This is a genomic window from Rhodococcus antarcticus, from assembly GCF_026153295.1.
GTDB lineage: Bacteria > Actinomycetota > Actinomycetes > Mycobacteriales > Mycobacteriaceae > Rhodococcus_D > Rhodococcus_D antarcticus.
The window spans coordinates 243,826-260,771 of the sequence record NZ_CP110615.1; the positions used below are offsets into that span (position 1 = coordinate 243,826).

The 16,946-nt window shown below is 71.6% G+C and carries 15 protein-coding genes and 1 pseudogene; 9 read left to right on the forward strand and 7 right to left on the reverse strand.

Features of this window, described 5'->3' with window-relative positions; all coding sequences use genetic code 11:
- Window positions 1–5: 5 nt before the first annotated feature.
- From RHODO2019_RS01185 to ccsB, 3 genes are all read right to left on the reverse strand, one after another.
- Window positions 6–623 (reverse strand): TlpA disulfide reductase family protein, encoded by a 618-nt coding sequence (locus tag RHODO2019_RS01185; RefSeq protein WP_265383262.1) that lies wholly within the window; start codon window positions 621–623, stop codon window positions 6–8.
- Between the two features lie 232 nt (window positions 624–855).
- Window positions 856–1,521, reverse strand: a complete 666-nt coding sequence (locus RHODO2019_RS01190) for a TlpA family protein disulfide reductase (protein ID WP_435532153.1) — start codon at window positions 1,519–1,521, stop codon at window positions 856–858.
- 14 nt (window positions 1,522–1,535) lie between these two features.
- A complete protein-coding gene (ccsB, locus tag RHODO2019_RS01195; protein WP_265383263.1) occupies window positions 1,536–2,519 on the reverse strand; it encodes a c-type cytochrome biogenesis protein CcsB in 984 nt (327 codons plus the stop codon).
- Between the two features lie 162 nt (window positions 2,520–2,681).
- Here ccsB and RHODO2019_RS01200 point away from each other — a divergent pair, with 162 nt between their 5' ends.
- The 6 genes from RHODO2019_RS01200 to RHODO2019_RS01225 all read left to right on the forward strand — a co-directional run bounded on the left by RHODO2019_RS01200 (window position 2,682) and on the right by RHODO2019_RS01225 (window position 9,860).
- Window positions 2,682–4,055 carry a M23 family metallopeptidase gene (locus RHODO2019_RS01200; protein WP_265383264.1) on the forward strand — a complete coding sequence of 458 codons (1,374 nt, stop codon included), beginning with the start codon at window positions 2,682–2,684 and terminating at the stop codon, window positions 4,053–4,055.
- Window positions 4,056–4,253: 198 nt separating this feature from the next.
- A complete protein-coding gene (locus RHODO2019_RS01205; protein ID WP_265383265.1) occupies window positions 4,254–4,976 on the forward strand; it encodes a class F sortase in 723 nt (240 codons plus the stop codon).
- 5 nt (window positions 4,977–4,981) lie between these two features.
- On the forward strand, window positions 4,982–6,304 hold the full coding sequence (locus RHODO2019_RS01210) for a tetratricopeptide repeat protein (protein WP_265383266.1): 1,323 nt from the start codon (window positions 4,982–4,984) through the stop codon (window positions 6,302–6,304).
- The gene (locus RHODO2019_RS01215) at window positions 6,301–7,827 is read left to right on the forward strand and encodes a nickel/cobalt transporter (RefSeq protein WP_265383267.1); all 1,527 of its coding nucleotides are present in this window, start codon (window positions 6,301–6,303) and stop codon (window positions 7,825–7,827) included. The genes RHODO2019_RS01210 and RHODO2019_RS01215 overlap by 4 nt, the downstream gene beginning before the upstream one ends.
- A 150-nt stretch (window positions 7,828–7,977) precedes the next feature.
- Complete coding sequence (locus RHODO2019_RS01220; protein ID WP_265383268.1) at window positions 7,978–9,336, forward strand: MFS transporter; 1,359 nt, start codon at window positions 7,978–7,980, stop codon at window positions 9,334–9,336.
- A 50-nt stretch (window positions 9,337–9,386) separates the two neighbouring features.
- Window positions 9,387–9,860, forward strand: a complete 474-nt coding sequence (locus RHODO2019_RS01225; protein ID WP_265383269.1) for a GtrA family protein — start codon at window positions 9,387–9,389, stop codon at window positions 9,858–9,860.
- Window positions 9,861–9,985: 125 nt separating this feature from the next.
- Here RHODO2019_RS01225 and RHODO2019_RS01230 read toward each other — a convergent pair whose 3' ends face one another.
- Window positions 9,986–10,432: a PRC-barrel domain-containing protein gene (locus tag RHODO2019_RS01230; RefSeq protein WP_265383270.1), complete on the reverse strand. Its 447-nt coding sequence runs from the start codon at window positions 10,430–10,432 to the stop codon at window positions 9,986–9,988.
- 102 nt (window positions 10,433–10,534) lie between these two features.
- Between RHODO2019_RS01230 and RHODO2019_RS01235 the strand changes: the two are divergent.
- A pseudogene (locus RHODO2019_RS01235) lies at window positions 10,535–12,022 on the forward strand (IS3 family transposase).
- A 99-nt stretch (window positions 12,023–12,121) separates the two neighbouring features.
- Here the strand turns inward: RHODO2019_RS01235 and RHODO2019_RS01240 are convergent.
- The 3 genes from RHODO2019_RS01240 to RHODO2019_RS01250 are packed head-to-tail and all read right to left on the reverse strand — an operon-like array spanning window position 12,122 to window position 14,093.
- Window positions 12,122–12,445 (reverse strand): hypothetical protein, encoded by a 324-nt coding sequence (locus RHODO2019_RS01240; RefSeq protein WP_265383271.1) that lies wholly within the window; start codon window positions 12,443–12,445, stop codon window positions 12,122–12,124.
- Window positions 12,442–13,503, reverse strand: a complete 1,062-nt coding sequence (locus RHODO2019_RS01245) for a cytochrome b (RefSeq protein ID WP_265383272.1) — start codon at window positions 13,501–13,503, stop codon at window positions 12,442–12,444. The genes RHODO2019_RS01240 and RHODO2019_RS01245 overlap by 4 nt, the downstream gene beginning before the upstream one ends.
- Before the next feature lie 32 nt (window positions 13,504–13,535).
- A complete protein-coding gene (locus tag RHODO2019_RS01250) occupies window positions 13,536–14,093 on the reverse strand; it encodes a hypothetical protein (protein ID WP_265383273.1) in 558 nt (185 codons plus the stop codon).
- Window positions 14,094–14,666: 573 nt separating this feature from the next.
- Here RHODO2019_RS01250 and RHODO2019_RS01255 point away from each other — a divergent pair.
- Window positions 14,667–15,224 (forward strand): ATP-binding cassette domain-containing protein, encoded by a 558-nt coding sequence (locus RHODO2019_RS01255; RefSeq protein ID WP_435532245.1) that lies wholly within the window; start codon window positions 14,667–14,669, stop codon window positions 15,222–15,224.
- Complete coding sequence (locus RHODO2019_RS01260) at window positions 15,221–16,882, forward strand: ABC transporter permease (RefSeq protein ID WP_265383275.1); 1,662 nt, start codon at window positions 15,221–15,223, stop codon at window positions 16,880–16,882. The genes RHODO2019_RS01255 and RHODO2019_RS01260 overlap by 4 nt, the downstream gene beginning before the upstream one ends.
- Window positions 16,883–16,946 lie beyond the last annotated feature (64 nt).

Consider the following 16,946-nt stretch of genomic DNA (forward strand, 5'->3'; position numbering starts at 1 on the left):
GTGGGTCACGACGCCGCCGCCGGGGACTCGGCTGCGATGCGTTCCACGACCGGTTGGAGGTCGGTGTCCTGCAGGGAGCGCAGGAAGACGGCGGCGACCCGGTGCTGTCGGTCGAGGATGATCGTCGAGGGGATGACGCTGGTGGGGTAGCTCGCGCTCAGCGCGGCGAGCGTCCGCATCGGCGGGTCGTAGATCGAGGGGTAGGTGACGCCGCGGTCGCGGACGAAGTCCTGGGCCTTGTCCTGCTGTGGGTCGCGGACGTTGATCCCCAGGAACTGCACCCCCTGTGAGGCGGTGGCGGTGGCCACCCGCTCGAGACTGGCCGCCTCGGCCCGGCACGGCCCGCACCACTGTCCCCACAGGTTGAGGACGACGACCTGGTCGGGGAAGCCTGCAACCGACAGCGGCGAGTTGTCGAGCAGGTCGGGTCCGGCGAGGACACCGATGACCCCGCGCGAGCTCGGGGGGTCGTAGGTGATCTCGGTCTTGCCGCCCGGCGACACGAAGCTGAACGACCCTGCGGACGTACCACCTCCACCCGAGCACCCGGCTGCCGCCACCACGCACGTCAGGACGGCGGCGACGAGTCTCGTCGTCGGCCTGGAGGGACTCCCACGTTGCATACTATGGACGATAGTAGAAAGTGCGTGGGGGGGTCGTGAAGGGCTGCGTGACGGGTGCCGCGCGGTGGGACGAGCACACGTCGTGACGCACCTGGGGTCGTTCCGGGTGTTCACGTCGGCCGCTCTGCAGGAGGTCGTCACGGGGTACCTGACGGCCGGAGCCCCGGTCGTCGTCGGACTCGTGCTGCACGGGGGCCGGTCGGCGGGCCAGGCCTGGTGCAGGGGTTCGGCACTAGGAGAGCCCTGCTGACGCGATGGCCCCCTCGACCTGCGCAACCGTGGTGAAGACGCTGGGGTCTCGCACTCGCTGCACCGTTCCGTCCGAAGCGATGAGGAAGCTCAACGGCAGGACGGGAGGTCCGGCGAGTGCTGCCTCCGCACGCCCGGTGGTGTCGACCACGGAGGGGTAGCGCGCGCCGACGCTGTTCAGCAGCGCGAGCGCGGACGACGGGTCGTCACGGACGTTGAGCCCGACGACCTCGACCGACCCGGGCTGCTGGGCGTAGGCCGCCAGGACGGGGATCTCCGCGCGGCACGGCCCGCACCACGAGGCCCACAGGTTCACCAGGACGGGACGCCCACCCAGGGCCGCGCCGAGGTCGAGGGTCCCCGGCGCGCCGAGACAGGACACCACGACACCCGCGAGCGGGCCCTTCGTGGTGCTGCCTGCGGGTGCTGGCCCAGGACACGGTTGGAGGACCGCGGCCGCCCGTGCGGTGTCCAGCGCACCATCGTCCACGGCACCGGGGGTGACGTGGTTGCCGACCCCGACCTGCGCGACGGACGCTCCGAGCTGGGGGACCGGTGGGGTGCCGCGCGGCCACAGGGCGACGGCGAGCCCTGCGACGACCACGAGGCCGACCACCGTCCAGCGCACCCGGGCGCTCGGACGCCGCACCTGCATCACCAGGCTCAGTTCAGGCCGGCGTAGGAGTGCAGGCCCGAGACCACGATGTTGATGAAGAACAGGTTGAACAGCACGACGCCGGTGCCCACGACGTTGATCCAGGCGGCGCGCGTGTTGCGCCAGCCCGCCGTGGCCCGGGCGTGCAGGTACGCGGCGTAGACGACCCAGGTGATGAAGGCCGTCACCTCCTTGGGGTCCCAGCCCCAGAAGCGGCCCCACGCGGCCTCGGCCCAGATGGCCCCGAGGATGACCCCCACGGTGAACAGGGGGAACGCGAAGATCGCGGTGCGGTAGGCCACCCGGTCGAGGACCTGCGCCCCGGGCAGCCGTGCGAGCCGGCCGACGGTGCTCGAGCCCTCGGCCCCTTCCGCGTGGTGGCGGCGCAGCAGGAACAGCAGGCTCGCGATCCCCGAGAGCAGCAGCACCCCGGACGCCGTGGCGATGACCGAGACGTGGATGACCAGCCAGTAGGACTGCAGGGCCGGAACGACGGGGGCGGAGGTCGCGTACAGGGTGGTGCCGCCGATGAACATCAGCACCACGACCGGCAGCAGGACGAACACCGACAGTGGCCGCACGGTGTGTCGACCTAGCACCACCAGGGTGCCGAGCACCGTCACGGCGGTGGCCAGCGAGGTGAACTCGTACATGTTGCCCCAGGGCGCCCTGCCGGCGGAGATGCCGCGCAGGACGAGCGACCCGACGTGCAGCGCCAGGCCGAGGGCGACCAGTGCCACCCCCATCCGGCCCAGCCTGTCCGCGAGCGACCGGCCGACCGGGACCTCCACCCGACCCGGCAGGGTCGACCGTCGGGGTGGGACGGCAGGAGCGCCCGATCCGACGAGCTGGCGGCGGGCCTCCCGACGCACGACCGTGCTGGTGCGCACGGAGGCCAGCTCGCAGGCGAGCAGGGCCGCGGCGAGGACGTAGACCGCCACCGCCGACCGGTAGCCCAGGTCGCTGAGCTCGGCAAGATCAAGGGTCGACATCCAGGCCACCTCTGCTGTGGGCAATCCACTACTACGATAGATAGTAATCGAGCTCACCGCGATGCCGACACGCGGGCGCCCCAGAGTCCCCACCGCTACAACTATGAGACATAGTGATGCGCGGCGGTGAAGCGTGCACTGCCCGAGGACGGAGGCGACGGTGTGATCCAGGGTCGCCGGTGGGCGCTGCGCACAGCAGGAGTCGGCGTCCTGGCGATCTCGAGCAGCGTCGTTGGTCGAGGCTGGGCGCAGACCCCGCCACTACCACCGCCCCCGCCCAATCCGAGTGACGCGGACCTCGCTGCCGGTCGGGCCGCCCTCGCGACGACCGACGGAGAGCTCGCCGCGCTGGCCGCCGACGTCGACAACGCCAGTGCCGCCGTGACGGCGGCCCAAGCCCAGCTGGGGGCCGCGCTGGACGACGCCGACGCGGCAGCCGCGGCCCGCGTGTCAGCTCGCGCCGAGGCCGACGCGGCGCAGGCTCGAGCCGTCGCCACGCAACAGGGTCAGCGGGTGGCCGCCGGTCTGGTGACCGACGCTCAGCAGCGTCTCGACGACCTGGTCTCCGCCAGCTATCGCCAGGGCAGCGTGCCCGGCTCCCTGGCCGGCTACCTCGGCGCCACGGACGCCCAGAACGTTCTCGACCGGGCTGAGCTCCTCAACGCCGTGGCCGGCAACCAGCAGGAGATCCGGTCGGCACTGGGACGTGCGCTGGTGGCCAAGGCCAACCAGGACTCCGAGGCCCGATCTGCACTGGAGCGCGCCCAGATCCGTCGGTCCGAGGCGGACGCAGCTGACGCCCGAGCACGGTCGGCCTACGACACGGCCGTGCAGGTCACGTCGCAGGCGACGTCCCGCACGGCCGACCTGCTCTCCGCCAGAGCTGCAGCCGAGAGTCGTCTCGCCGTGGCCCAGCAATCCCTGCTCGGGCTCGACGGGCAGCGGCGGACCTACGAGCAGTGGGTGAGCGCCAGGCGTGCTGCAGAGGCGGCCGCCGCGGCGGAGCTGGCCGCGGCTGACCAGGCGCGCCGCCGTGCCCAGGCCGAAGCGGCTGCAGCGGCGGTGGTGCAGAGCAGGCCCGGCGCCCCGGGTGAAGGCGCACCTGCCCAGGTGTCGTCGCCCCCGGCTGTCGTCCGACCGCCCAGCACCAGTGGGACGGTGGCCCCGGCGAACGGCCGCATCACCTCCCGCTTCGGTCCACGGGACGGAACGGTCCACTTCGGGGTCGACATCGCGAACAGCACCGGAACTCCGATCGTGTCCGTGCAGGCGGGCACCGTCATCTCCAGCGGTCCGGCCAGTGGCTTCGGGCTCTGGGTCCGGGTGCGCCACGACGACGGCACCATCTCCGTGTACGGGCACAACGACCGCAACGTGGTCACCGTGGGTCAGCGAGTGGGGGCCGGACAACAGATCGCCACGATCGGCAACCGCGGTGAGTCCTCCGGTTCACACGTGCACGTCGAGATCGCCGTGGGCGGAACGTTGAAGGTCGACCCCCTGAGCTGGCTCCGAGAACGCGGCGTCGACATCTGACCGAACCCGGTCAGCCAGGCCGCGTCGGTCGCCCCCGGGGTGGTGGGTTCCGATCGAGGGTCGACGTCCAGGTCGCCGGCGCTCGTCGGCCGGCGCCACTACCTCGTATAGTAGTTACAGTGGATCGACCAATCCCCCGCAGCGCCATGTCCGTGCCTTGATGTCGCTGACACCACCCGCATCGAGGAGCTCCGCACCGTGTCCCAGTCCGACGAGTTCCCCGGTGGCTTCCCCGCCGAGCCCGAGCCCGCCACGCCGTCCGGCCCGCCCTCGAGGGTGAGGAAGTCCCACGTCGCGATCGTGCTGCTGGTGGTGCTGGCCCTGGGCGGTGGCTACCTCCTAGGCACAGCAGGGGGCCCGGCCCCCGCGCAGGCCGCAGCGGCGCCCGTGGCCACCTCGGCCGCCCCGCTCCCCTCGGCGGCACCGCTCAAGAGCGCTCCGGTGGTGCCCTCGCCCCCGGTCAAGGTCGAGATCCCGGCCATCGGCGTGAGCGGTGGTCTGGTCGACCTGCACCTCAACCCGGACGGGACGCTGGAGGTCCCCAAGGACTACCAGCAGATCGGTTGGTACGCCGACGGTGCGGTACCCGGGGACACGAACTACCCGCCGACGATCATCGCGGGCCACGTCGACTCCTACCAGGGTCCGGCGGTGTTCTACGACCTGCGCAACCTCAAGGCGGGCGACCAGGTGCGGGTGACCCAGGCCGACGGGAACGTCGCGGTGTACACGATCTACGCCACGGCGCAGTACCCCAAGAGCACGTTCCCCGCCGACACGGTGTACGCGAACCGCGCGGAGTCCGAGCTGGTCCTCATCACCTGCACCGGCGCGTTCGACAAGTCCCTGCGCTCCTACGACGACAACCTCGTGGTGTCCGCACGGCTCGACCCGGCCTCCAGCGGCACCCCGGCGAGCTGACCAGCGTGCGCAGACCCGTCGCAGTCTCGGCGGTGGTGGCCGGGGTCGTCCTCGCCGCCGTCACCACCACCACCATCATCACCGGAGCCGACAGCGCTCCCGTGGGCCCGAGGCCAGGTGCCGCCGCCGCCGCGGCCGCGGCCGCCCCGGTGGACCAGCTGACCTCGACCATCACCAAGGCACAGCAGGTGCTGCAGACCAAGCCCGGTGACTGGAAGACCTGGGCAGTGTTGGGGTCGGCTTATGTGCAACAGGCCCGGGCCACCGCCGATCCGTCGTACTACCCGAAGTCCGAGGGTGCGCTGGCGAAGTCCATGGAGCTGCACCCCGTGGGCAACGATGGTGCCCTGACCGGCATGGGTGCCCTGGCCAACGCGCGGCACGAGTTCGGCAAGGCCGCAGACCTGGCCCGGCAGGCCCAGGCGATCAACGGCTACGGCTCCACCTCGTACGGGGTGCTGGCTGACGCCCTCATCCAGCTGGGCGACTACGACGGGGCCACCGCGGCCGCGCAGCGGATGCTCGACCTCAAGCCGGGGGTCTCCTCGTTCACCCGCGCCTCCTACGACCTGGAGCTGCACGGCCGCACCGACGAGGCGCAGACCGTGCTGCTCAAGGCTCTGGCGAGCTCCTCCGACCCTCTCGACGTCGCCTTCTGCTACACCTACCTCGGCCAGCTCGCGTTCACCCTCGGTGATCTCGACGGCGCCGAGAAGCAGTACACCGCGGGCCTGGCCCTGACCCCCGGCGAGCCGAACCTGCTGCTCGGGCAGGCCCGGGTGCAGGTCGCCCGCGGCGAGGTCGACGCCGCCGTCGCGGGCTATCGGCGCGTGGTGGACCTGCGCCCGTTGCCGGAGTACCTCGTGGAGTACGGGCAGCTGTTGGACTCCCTCGGCCGCACGAGCGAGGCGGATGCCCAGTACGCCCTGTACAAGACCTCCCAGCAGCTGTTCGCGAGCAACGGTGTCCGCGACTCGCTCACCGGAGCGCTGCTCGACGCCAACCGTGGTCTGGCCGACTCGGCCGTGGGCCAGGCGGAGACCGAGTGGGCGGCACGGCAGAACATCGACGCGGCCGACGCCCTCGGGTGGGCCCTGCACGCGGCCGGTCGGGACTCCGAGGCGCTGCCCTACGCCCAGCAGGCCACGGCGCTGGGCACCCGCAACGCATCGTTCCTCTACCACCGAGGGATCATCGAGCAGTCCCTCGGCATGACACCGCAGGCGCGGGTCACCCTCACCAGTGCCATGGCCACCAACCAGTACTTCTCACCGCTGTTCGCCCCTCTGGCCGAGCAGGCCCTGGCTGCGCTCGGCGGCCCGGTGTGAGGCTGGCGGCCCGGAGTGCGGCCGTCCTCGTCGTAGCCTTCGGCGCCCTGTTGCTGGCCACCCCCGCCGCCCAGGCCCACCCGCTCGGCAACTTCACCGTCAACCACTACGCCGGGTTGACCCTGCACCCGGACCGGGTCGACGTGCGCTCCGTGGTGGACCGCGCGGAGATCCCCACTGCACAGCTCCAGCCCGAGATCGACACCAACACTGACGGGACGACCTCACCGGACGAGCTCGCCGCGTACGCCACCGGCGAGTGCCCCAAGGTCGCTGCGGCCGTGCAGGCGACGGTGACCCCGGACGGCGGCTCGGCCCAGGCGATGACGTTCTCGGTCACCAGCGCGGCCGCCGAGACCGTCCCAGGAGCAGCCAACCTGCCCACGCTGCGGGTGACGTGTGAGCTGACGGCCCCGGCCGACCTCGCCGCGCCGGGGGTCCTGACCTACGCCAACAGCTTTCAGGCGGACCGGGTGGGGTGGAAGGAGATCGTCGTCGCCGGAGAGGGGGTGCGGACGGTCGACTCCCCGGTGCCCGCGACGACCACCAGCAACGAGCTGCGCGCCTACCCCGGCAACCTGCTGGCCTCCCCCCTCGCGGTCGACTCCATCCAGGTCTCGGTGGCGCCCGGCACCGGCAGCACCTTCGGCACGGCCGCGGCCGTCGGTGGCGGTGGCGATCCGTTCACCAGCACCGTCGCCCGCGCCGATCGCTACCTCCAAGACCTGGTGGGTGGGCAGCTGACCCCCTACGTCGGGGTCTTGGCCGTCGGGCTCTCACTGCTGCTCGGGGCCGGTCACGCCGTGCTGCCCGGACACGGCAAGACCGTGATGGCCGCCTACCTCGCCGGCAAGCGCGGCTCGCGCCGCGACGCACTCACCGTCGGTGCCACCGTCACCCTCACCCACACCCTCGGGGTCATCGTCATCGGCGTCGCGTTCACCGCCGGCGCGGCGTTCGCGGGGGAGCAGGCGCTGCGCTGGCTGGGGATCGTCAGCGGTGTCCTCGTGGCCGTCATCGGGGTGGGCCTGCTGCGGTCGGCGATCGTCAGCCGACGGGAGCGGGCCGAAGCCGTCCTGGACGAGCTCACGCTCGTCGGGGCCGGCCCCCAGCAGACCACCGGCCACGGTCACGGCCATGGGCACGGGCACGGGCACGGCCAGGCAGCGGACGTGGGGTACTCGCGGCGGGGTCTCATCGGCATGGGCGTTGCCGGCGGCCTCGTGCCCAGCCCGTCCGCCACCATCGTCCTGGTGGCCTCGCTCGGACTGGGCCGCACCGTGTTCGGGCTGGTCCTCGTCGTGGCCTACGGGGTGGGCATGGCCGCCACCCTCACCGCGGTGGGCCTGCTGCTCGTGCGCGTGCGGCACCGTCTCGACTCCGCCGCGAGCAGCGAACGGTTGGTCGCCCGTCTAGGGCGGCGGGTGCAGTCCCTCACGGCGGTGCTGCCCATCGGCACGGCGGTGCTCGTCCTGCTCGTCGGAGTCGGCCTCGCCGTCCGCGGCCTGCTCACCCCCTACTGACCGTGGGGTGATCGTGGGCACGTTTCTCGGCTCGTCCGTCATCCGCCGTCCGTCATCCGACGGCGTGGGCCGTGGGGCTGGCCAGGCATCACGCCCGCAGGCTCGTCCCGTGAGGGATCGTCGACCTCCACCACCTGCGACGATGGGATGGTGACCTCGGCCCAGCCCGATCTCCGCGGGCTGCTGCGGCGTCCTGCCTACCGGCGGTTGTGGGTGGCCCGGACGGTGTCGCAGGTCGGTGACGTCGCCCAGTTCACGACGCTGGCGTTGCTGCTGATCTCGGTGACCGGCTCGGGGCTGGGTGTGTCGGGGGCGGTGCTCGCCGAGATCGTCCCGGTGCTGGCGCTGGCACCCCTGGCGGGCAGCCTGGTCGACCGCCTGCCCCGGGTGCAGGTCATGGTCGGTGCTGACCTGGCCCGGGTGCTGCTCGCCGGGGTCCTGGTGGTGTGGCACGACAGCGCCCCGGTCGCCTACGCGGTGGCGTTCGGGCTGTCGTGCGGGCAGGTGTTCTTCTCCCCCGCCGCGCAGTCCCTGCTGCCCTCGGTCGTCGAGGACGGTGAGCTCGTCGTCGCCAACAGCGGCATCTGGACCGCCGCGGTCACCGCCCAGGTCCTCGTCGCCCCCGTCGCGGCCCTGCTCGCCGTCCAGGTCGGGTTCGGGGTTGCCTTCGCCCTCAACGCCGCCAGCTTCGCGGTCTCCGCCCTGGTCCTGCGGGGACTGCACGAACCCGAACGCACCACCCCGGTGCAGGTGGTGAGCCCCTTCGCCCACGCCCGCGAGGGCCTCGCCGCCCTGGCCGCGCTACCGCTGCTGAAGGCACTGGCGGTCGGGCAGCTCCTGGCGGCGCTGTCCGCCGGCGCCACCAGCGCCCTGCTCGTCGTCCTCGCCCAGGACCGCCTCGGCGGTGCCAGCGGCTTCGGGGTGCTCGTCGCCGCGATCGGGGTCGGCGCCGCCATCGGACCCCTGCTGCTGCTGCGGCGCATCACCAACCCCCGCCGACCCCTGTTCGTGTTCGGGCCCTACGCCCTCCGCGGAGCCGTCGACCTGATCCTGGCCGTCGCCACCAACCTCCCCCTGGCCGCCACGGCACTGGTGTTGTACGGGCTGTCCACCTCCACCGGCACCGTCACCTTCGCCAGCCTCATCCAGTCCCGCGTCCCGGAGAACCTCCGCGGCCGGGCCTTCGCCGGGTTCGACATGCTCTGGCAGACCGGCCGCCTGCTCAGCCTCCTCGGCGGCGGACTCCTCGCCGACACCCTCGGCATCCGAGCCGTCTACCTCCTCGGCGGCCTCCTGCTCCTCACCGCAGCCGCCGTCGGCTCACGCGCAGCCCGCGCCACCACCGCACCCACCGAGGTCGAGGGCACGGCTGGCTCGTACGGCCGGGGTGACCGCGCGACGCACCCTTCCCAGGACGACCACCGCCCCGGGGGCCGGGGGAGATCGGCGAGCGGTACGAGTGGTCGTGCACCCGCGTCGCGCAGGTGCCGGTGGGGGCGGAGGACGTGACCGACCGGCAGGAAGACCTCAAACACCCTGTGCCGGATCCGATGTCGTCGGTGGTCGCCTCGTCCTGGTCCCGCGGGGGCGCAGCGCCCGCGATCGCCGCGTGGTGGGCCGGAGGCGGTGGCCGGGAGCTGGCGCGCTACGCAACCGTCGGCGTCGTCTGCACGATCGTCTACTCGGCGCTCTTCGTCGTGCTGCTCGGGTCGGGGCCACTGCTGGCGAACGTGGCTGCCTCCGTCGTCGCCACGGTCCTCGGGACCGAGCTGCACCGCAGGCTGACGTTCCGTACCGGTCCGCGGGTCGGCTGGGCCGCCGCGCAGTGGCAGAGCGCGGGGGTCGCGGCCCTGGGACTGGTCGTCACGACCGCAGTCCTTGCCGCCGTGGAGCTGCTCGTCCCCGGTTCGACCTGGTGGGAGGAGGTGCTCGTGGTCAACGCCACCACCGGGCTCATCGGCGTCGGCCGCTACGTGGTGCTTCGCCGATGGGTGTTCCGCGGCCCAGACCCCGGCGCACGTCAGGGCGGCTGAGGTGATGGGTCGTCAGGGAGTGTCATCGACGGTGCGGAACCAGGCGAGGACGGCGTTCCGGCGTCCGCCGGGTTCCCACGAGGGTGGGCAGGTCGCCGGCCTGCACCACGGGAGGCGGAAGGCCATCACGGTGTCGGGGGCCTCCCCGGTTGCATCCCCCACAGACCTTGCGGGTAGATGTACCCCGCCCCCCAGTACGGGGGGTACCCGTAGTACCCGTAGATGCTGGAGTGGTAGGGCCTGTCGTCGACGAGATCCGGGTCGTAGCCCGGCGCCCCCGCGACCCGGTCTCGCGACTGGTCGACGAAGACGTCGGATGTGGTGATCTTGGTGACGGCGTCGACCGGAATCAGGGTCGTCGTCTCGCCGAAGCCGAGGAACCCTCCGTGCTCGACCTGGAGGAACCGAACCTTCCCCTCCCGGTCGTCCACGAGGAGATCGGCCACCGTGCCGATGCCCTTCCCGTCCTTGTCCTTCACCGTGCGGTCGCGGACATCGTTCTCCGGTACGTCGACCGTCTTCCCGCGGTCGCCCAGGGTGTGAAGAGAGGCGTTGTCGCCGTTGCCTGTCATCGAAGATCCCTCTCTGTCAGCATGGGGTGATGCACCAACCGGTGCGTAATCACTGAACGAGGGTGGGGAGATGAGTCCCCTGCGATGACTGTTCTGACGACGATTGCGCGGTCGGGCACCCATGCTGGTGTCGTGAGCGATGACCACCCCAGCGGTGAGGTGCCGGAGCGGGCCCGGCGCAGGTCCTTCACCGCCGCCTACAAGCTGAGGGTGCTGGCGGAGTACGAGGCGGCCGAGCCCGGCCGCCGGGGTGAGGTGCTGCGCCGGGAGGGCCTGTACTCCTCGCACCTGGTGGAGTGGCGTCGGGCTCGTGATGCCGGTGCGCTGGCCGCTCTGGCGGCGACCCGGGGACGCCCGCCGGCTGATCCGGTCGAGCGGGAGAACACCCGGCTGCGGGAACGCAACGCCGCCCTCGAGGCCGAGCTGGACACCGCCCGGCGGGTGATCGAGGTGCAGGGAAAAGTCTCGGCTCTCTTGGACGATCTGTCCAAGAGAGCGCACGAGGCCTCCGCGGCACCCACGCAGCGAAGCTCCGGGCCGAGCTCACCGCCGCGGTCGAGCAGGTGAGCGACGAGGCGGTCCTCGAGCTGGCACCGGTGGTGGGCACGGTCGCGGCGTGCGCCGCGATCGGGCGGTCCCCGGGCCACGCACTACCGCCGCCACCGCCAGTCCCCGCCACCACCACGCCCGCCCCGGGTCCCACACCGCGACCGGGCGCAGCCGGGGGCGCTGAGCGCCGCCGAACGCGCCCAGGTGCTCGCGGTGCTGCACAGCGACCGGTTCGTCGACGCCGCCCCCGCGCAGGTGTGGGCGACGCTGCTCGACGAGGGCGTCTACCTGGCCAGCGAGTCGACGTTCTACCGGCTGCTGCGCGGGGTGCACGGCGACGTGCGCGAACGACGGTCCCAGGCCACCCACCCGGCCACGGTCAAACCCGAGCTGATCGCGACCAAGCCCAACGAGGTCTGGTCCTGGGACATCACCAAGCTGCACGGCCCCGCGAAGTGGACCTACTTCTACCTCTACGTGATCATCGACATCTACTCCCGCAAGACCGTCGGCTGGATGGTCGCCACCCGAGAGTCCGCGGCCCTGGCCGAGCAGCTACTCGCCACCACGATCGCCGCCGAGCACGTCGCGGCCGGTCAGCTGACGATCCACGCCGACCGCGGCGCCAGCATGGCCTCCAAACCCGTCGCCCTGCTGCTGGCCGACCTCGGGGTGATCAAGAGCCACAGCCGACCCCGGGTCAGCAACGACAATCCCTACAGCGAGTCGCAGTTCAAAACCCTCAAGTACTGCCCCAGCTTCCCCGGCACCTTCGCCACCCTCCAGGACGCCCGAACCTTCTGCGCCGAGTTCTTCCACGCCTACAACCACCACCACCGCCACGCCGGACTCGGCCTGCTCACCCCCGCCGTCGTCCACGACGGCCACGCCGAGACCGTCCGGGCCCAACGCGCCCTCGTCCTGACCGCCGCCCACACCCAACACCCCCACCGCTTCCGCCACCCACCCCAACCACCACGACTACCCGAACCAGCATGGATCAACCCACCCACCGCAACAGAGCCCATCACTCACAAATAGACAAGATCAACTGCCCCAAAGAGGTTGACAGGTTCCGGATCGTCTCCTCGAGCTCGTGAGTGCTGGACTGGACTGGACTGGACAGAGCGTCGTCGTGATTCAGCGGCGGTGTGGCGACTGCCTGCGGCCGCGGTCGACCTGGCCCACCTCGCCCACCCAGACCGGGACGGGTTCACGAGGCACCGTTGCGACCTGCGACACCGACTCGTGTTGGTGTGGTCGTCCGAGGGCGAGCATCACGCGGCAGGTGAGGGTGGCTGCGAGGGCCAGGACGATCCCTGATGCGGCGACGGTCAGTCCGGTCCATGTCCCCGGTGGCCTGGCCAGGGCGCTGGTCAGCGACCCGGTCGCGAGGATGGTGGTGGTGAGCAGGACCCAGAAGGTCCGGCGGGCCCTTGCTCGGGTGTGGTTCATGGTGCTCATCCGCCCATCCCGAGGTGGTCCTTGGTGGCGAGGAACTTCAGCAGGATGGTCAGGGTGATGATCACGACCAGGAACACGGTCAGCAGTGTCATGGCGACCGGGCGCCGCCGCCAGTAGCGCTCGCCGCTGCGGTCGACGAAGGGGATGACGACCAGCAGGCCGAAGAAGATGAGCTCGCCGTAGATGATGGCGGGCAGCCCGAAGAAGTTCTCCAGGCTGTAGAGCCACCAGAAGTTGAGGGGGGGTGTGGTGACCTCGATGCCCTGCACCGGGCGGGCTCCGAGACCGGGTGGGAACACCACGGCCAGGATCCCGATGAGGCCGAACAGGGCCAGGCCGAAGGAGCTGATGCGGCGCAGGTGGTGGGTGAACGGTTCGGTGGGCTCGGCGGCGGGGGCTTGATCCCCGCGGCCCTCGCTGGGCAGGGCCGGGTGCGGGGAGATCTTGTGCTTCTTGACCAGCAACATGTGCAGCGCGACCAGGACGAGGATCAGCCCGGGGATGAACACGACGTGGGCGGCGTAGAGCCGGATCAGGATGGGCACGTTGCCGGCGAAGGTCGGGGAGAACCAGAACCCGACCCCGCCGAGCAGCTTGCCGACCTCCAGGTTGTGCCCGAGCGCCTCGAACGACTCCTGGTCCCACTTGAGCACGGTGCCGGTGAAGATCGCCAGGGTCACCAGCCCGAACATGGCCACACCCACGAGCCAGTTGGCTTCGCGGGGCCGCTTGTAGGACCCGGTGAGGAACACCCGCAGCATGTGCAGCGCCGCGGTCACGTACATGGCCTGCGCAGCCCAGAAGTGGACCCCCCGCACGAAGCGACCACCCCACACCTGCGTCACCAGGTAGCGCACCGACTGGTTCGCGGCCTCGGGGACCGGGTTGTAGAACTGCACCAGGACGATTCCCGTGGCGATCAAGATGACCAGTGCCGCCGCGGTCACCCCACCCAGGCTCCAGGCCAGCTTGTTGGCGTGCTCGGGCACCGGGTACTCCAACGCCCTGATACCGAGGCGCTCATCGACCACGTCGAGGGCACGGCGGGTCCTGCTCACCCGCGGTGAGGCAGGTCGTTCCTCGACACGGGTCACGACCGGGGTCCTTCCGGAGAGGGGGAGGTGCGGGAGGTGCGGGAGGTGGGGGACGGGTCCGTGGCCGGGTCCGACCCGGTGTCCGGGGTACCGGCCAGCCCCCGCCGGAGCTCAGCCAGGTTCTCCGCCGGGCGGAACCACAGCGCGAGACCAACCCCCACCGCGAGCAGCACCAGCGACACCGCACCGAAGGTCCAGTCGGTACCGGTCAACGAACCCCGCCCCGGCAGCGGCTCACCCACCACGGTGGTCCCCGTCTCCTCCCCCGACGCCGGCTCCAGCTGCCCCACCGCCTCGGCGATCGAGAGCTGCAGGGTCTGCTGGGCCACCACGACCTCACCGGCGGTCAGCTCAGCCTGCGCCTGCCCCACCAGGGCAACGTCCACCCCGTCCTGGTCAGGGCCACCGAGGGCCTCCCCGATCTTGGCCTCGGCCGCGGCGACCCCCTTCGGGCCCGGGTCCTGCGCCAGGTGCCCCAACGCCTGCTGCACCAGGACGTACCCCTCCGGGGCACCATCCCCACCCCCGTGCGCCCACGCCGGACCAGTCGACACCACACCGACCAGCAACAGCCCCACCACCACCGTCCCCCACCGGCGCGACACCACCCACCACCCACGACACCGGGACGGGCTGAAGAACACCGGCCACGGGAACACGACCCCGAACCGTGCTGTGGCTGAACGTGCCTGCTGCATGACGACACCCTGTTCTCCACCGCTGCCCCTGATCCAGTGTCAAAGGTCCCCTCCAGGACAGGCCCGTTGGAGCGCGGCCACGAAGTGCCGAGCGCGACGTGCTGCGCCCGGGTCGTCACGGACTGTGGGTGCGGGCCTGCCGCGGAGAACCCGACGGCCCGGTTCCGCGGTCCGCTTCTAAGGTCTTCGGGTCCTGCTGGTGTGACCTTCGACCCTGTGTGGATGCGGCCGTAGCGGGGAGCGTGGGTGCTCTCGGTCGCGAACCCGCACGGTCGGGGTCGGAGGATCGGAGGCAGCATGGTGACCGTCTCGTCGAGCCCCGCGGCAGCGACGGCGCTGGGCGCCGAGGTGCGTGTCCCGGTGTTTCAGGCTTCGGGGGTGACCAAGTCCTACCAGCGCGGCGTCTGGCCGTTCCGGCGCACCCGGGAGGTGCTCGGTGGTGCCGACCTCAGCTTGTACGGCGGGGAGGTGGTGGGGTTGACCGGGGAGAACGGTTCCGGCAAGTCCACCCTGATGAAGATCTTGGTGGGTGCGCTGGGCGCGGACCAGGGCACGGTCACCCACACCGGCCGGCTCGGCTACTGCCCGCAGACCCCGCTCGTGTACGACCGGCTGACGTGCGAGGAGCACTTCGACCTGTTCGGTCATGCCTATGCCATGAGCCGCGACGCCACGGCACGGTCGCGGCGGGCGATCTACGACGAGCTGGGGTTCGCCCGCTACGCCCACGTCCGAGCTGACCAGCTCTCCGGTGGCACCCTGTCGAAGCTGAACCTCGGTCTGGCCCTGCTGGCAGATCCTGACCTCTTGCTGCTCGACGAGCCGTACGCCGGATTCGACTGGGACACCTACCAGAAGTTCTGGGGCCTGGTCGCTCGACGGCGCGAGGCTGGTCGCACCGTGTTGATCATCAGCCACTTCGTCGTCGACGAGGACCGCTTCGACCGGATCGTGGATGTTCGCGACGGGAAGATCGTGACCCGGTGACCACACTGGTGTTCACCCGCCGGTTCCTGGGCGACTACGTCCGCAACCCGGTCAACCTGCTCCTGCTCGTCGTCGTGCCGACCGTGTTCGTCGTCGTGGCCGGCGGCCGCCTCGCCGATTCCGCGAAGCTGCTCGGCGGTACCGGCGGACCTGCCGTGCAGACCGCGACCGCCGGCTGGGCCGCCGCGTTCCTGGCCGGCATCGCCATGTACTTCCAGACCGCCGCCACCCGCGACACCGACCGCAGGGTCGTGATCGCCGGCCTGCCCGCTGCTCGGCTGGTCCTGGCCCGGCTGATCACCGGCGGCTGCCTGGCTCTGCTCGCCGCCGCCACGGCTCTTCTCGCCCTCGCCCTCCGCACCGGCATCGGTGACCCGGTACGGGCGGTCGGGGGCACCGTGATGTTCGCCGTCGTCTACGTCGCGCTCGGCGCCGTGGTCGGATCCGTGGTCCCCAACCCCGTCAACGGCACCGTGGTCGTGCTGTTCGTGTGGATCGCCGACGTGTTCTTCGGCCCAGTGATGAGTGCACCCGATCGGATCGCCACCCGTGGGCTACCCGGGCACTACCTCACCTTGTGGATGGTCGGGGAGCCCTCCGGGCACGGCGGTCCCCTGGGAGACCTCGGCTGGGCGGTGACCGCGACCGTGGTGGCGGTGGGCGCCGCCTGGGCGCTGGCCGCGGCCCGCACCCGCACCGTCCACCGCAGCAGGCGCGCCCGTCCTGGCTCGTTCCTCGACCAGACCGCCGCCGCGACGCGGGCCGCGTGGCGCGACGCCGGCCGCAACCCCGCCCTGGGGGTGCTGCTGGTCGTGGTGCCGGTGGTGTTCATCCTCGCCGCCTACGCCGTCACCCCCGACGTGCCCGTCACGTTCATCCTCGCCGAGCAGGGCCGCAGCACCTTCCACACCTTCGCCATGCCCGAGGTGCACGGCGCCACCATGGCGCCCATCGCGATCGCATCGCTGGCCGCGCTCGTAGGCCTGTTCACCGTGCTCGACAGCCACGACGGTGACCGCCGCGCCGCCCTCGGGGGCCTGCGCCCCACCGCGCTGCTCAGCGCGCGACTGGGTGTTCTGGCCTTCTTCGCCCTCGGCGCCACCGCTGTCTCGCTCGCGGCCACGGCGGTGGTCTTCGACGCCGCCGGTTGGCCGGTCTACGCCGCGGCCAACCTCCTCATCGCCCTCACCTACGGCCTGGTGGGCGCCCTGCTCGCCCCGATCTTCGGGCGGGTCGGTGGGGTGTTCGTCGCCTTCCTGCTGCCCTTCCTGGACATCGGCATCGTGCAGAGCCCGCTGCTCAACCCCGAGCCCACCACCCTGTCGACGTTGCTCCCCGGGTACGGGGGCTTCCGCGTCCTGCTCGCCGGCGCACTGACCCGGGGGTTCGACCAGCCGGTGCCACTGCTGATCGGCCTGGGCTGGCTGACCGCACTCACCCTCGCCGTCACCCTGACCTACCGGCGCGCCACCCGCCCCGCCGGGGTCCCACCGGTCGGCTCCGCCCGCACCCAGGACCGGCCGCGCGAGGCTCCGCAACGGGGATCCGACGTTGGAGCGGCCACGAACGACGTGCGCAGATCCCACGCCGGCACAGTGGGCGCGTCTCGGCGCCCGGCGCCACGCACCCGGCCACGACCGCCGCGCACGTCCCGGTAGAGAGCCCTGCCGGTAGCCAGACCCGTCTGCGACCTCGGTCGCCGTCGCGACCGCCGGCCACCGT

Coding starts and splice junctions, on each gene's coding strand:
- RHODO2019_RS01230 (WP_265383270.1), bottom strand. CDS start 10,432: ATGACAGGCAACGGCGACAACGCCTCTCTTCACACCCTGGGCGACCGC.
- RHODO2019_RS01185 (WP_265383262.1), bottom strand. CDS start 623: ATGCAACGTGGGAGTCCCTCCAGGCCGACGACGAGACTCGTCGCCGCC.
- ccsB (WP_265383263.1), bottom strand. CDS start 2,519: ATGTCGACCCTTGATCTTGCCGAGCTCAGCGACCTGGGCTACCGGTCG.
- RHODO2019_RS01240 (WP_265383271.1), bottom strand. CDS start 12,445: ATGAGCACCATGAACCACACCCGAGCAAGGGCCCGCCGGACCTTCTGG.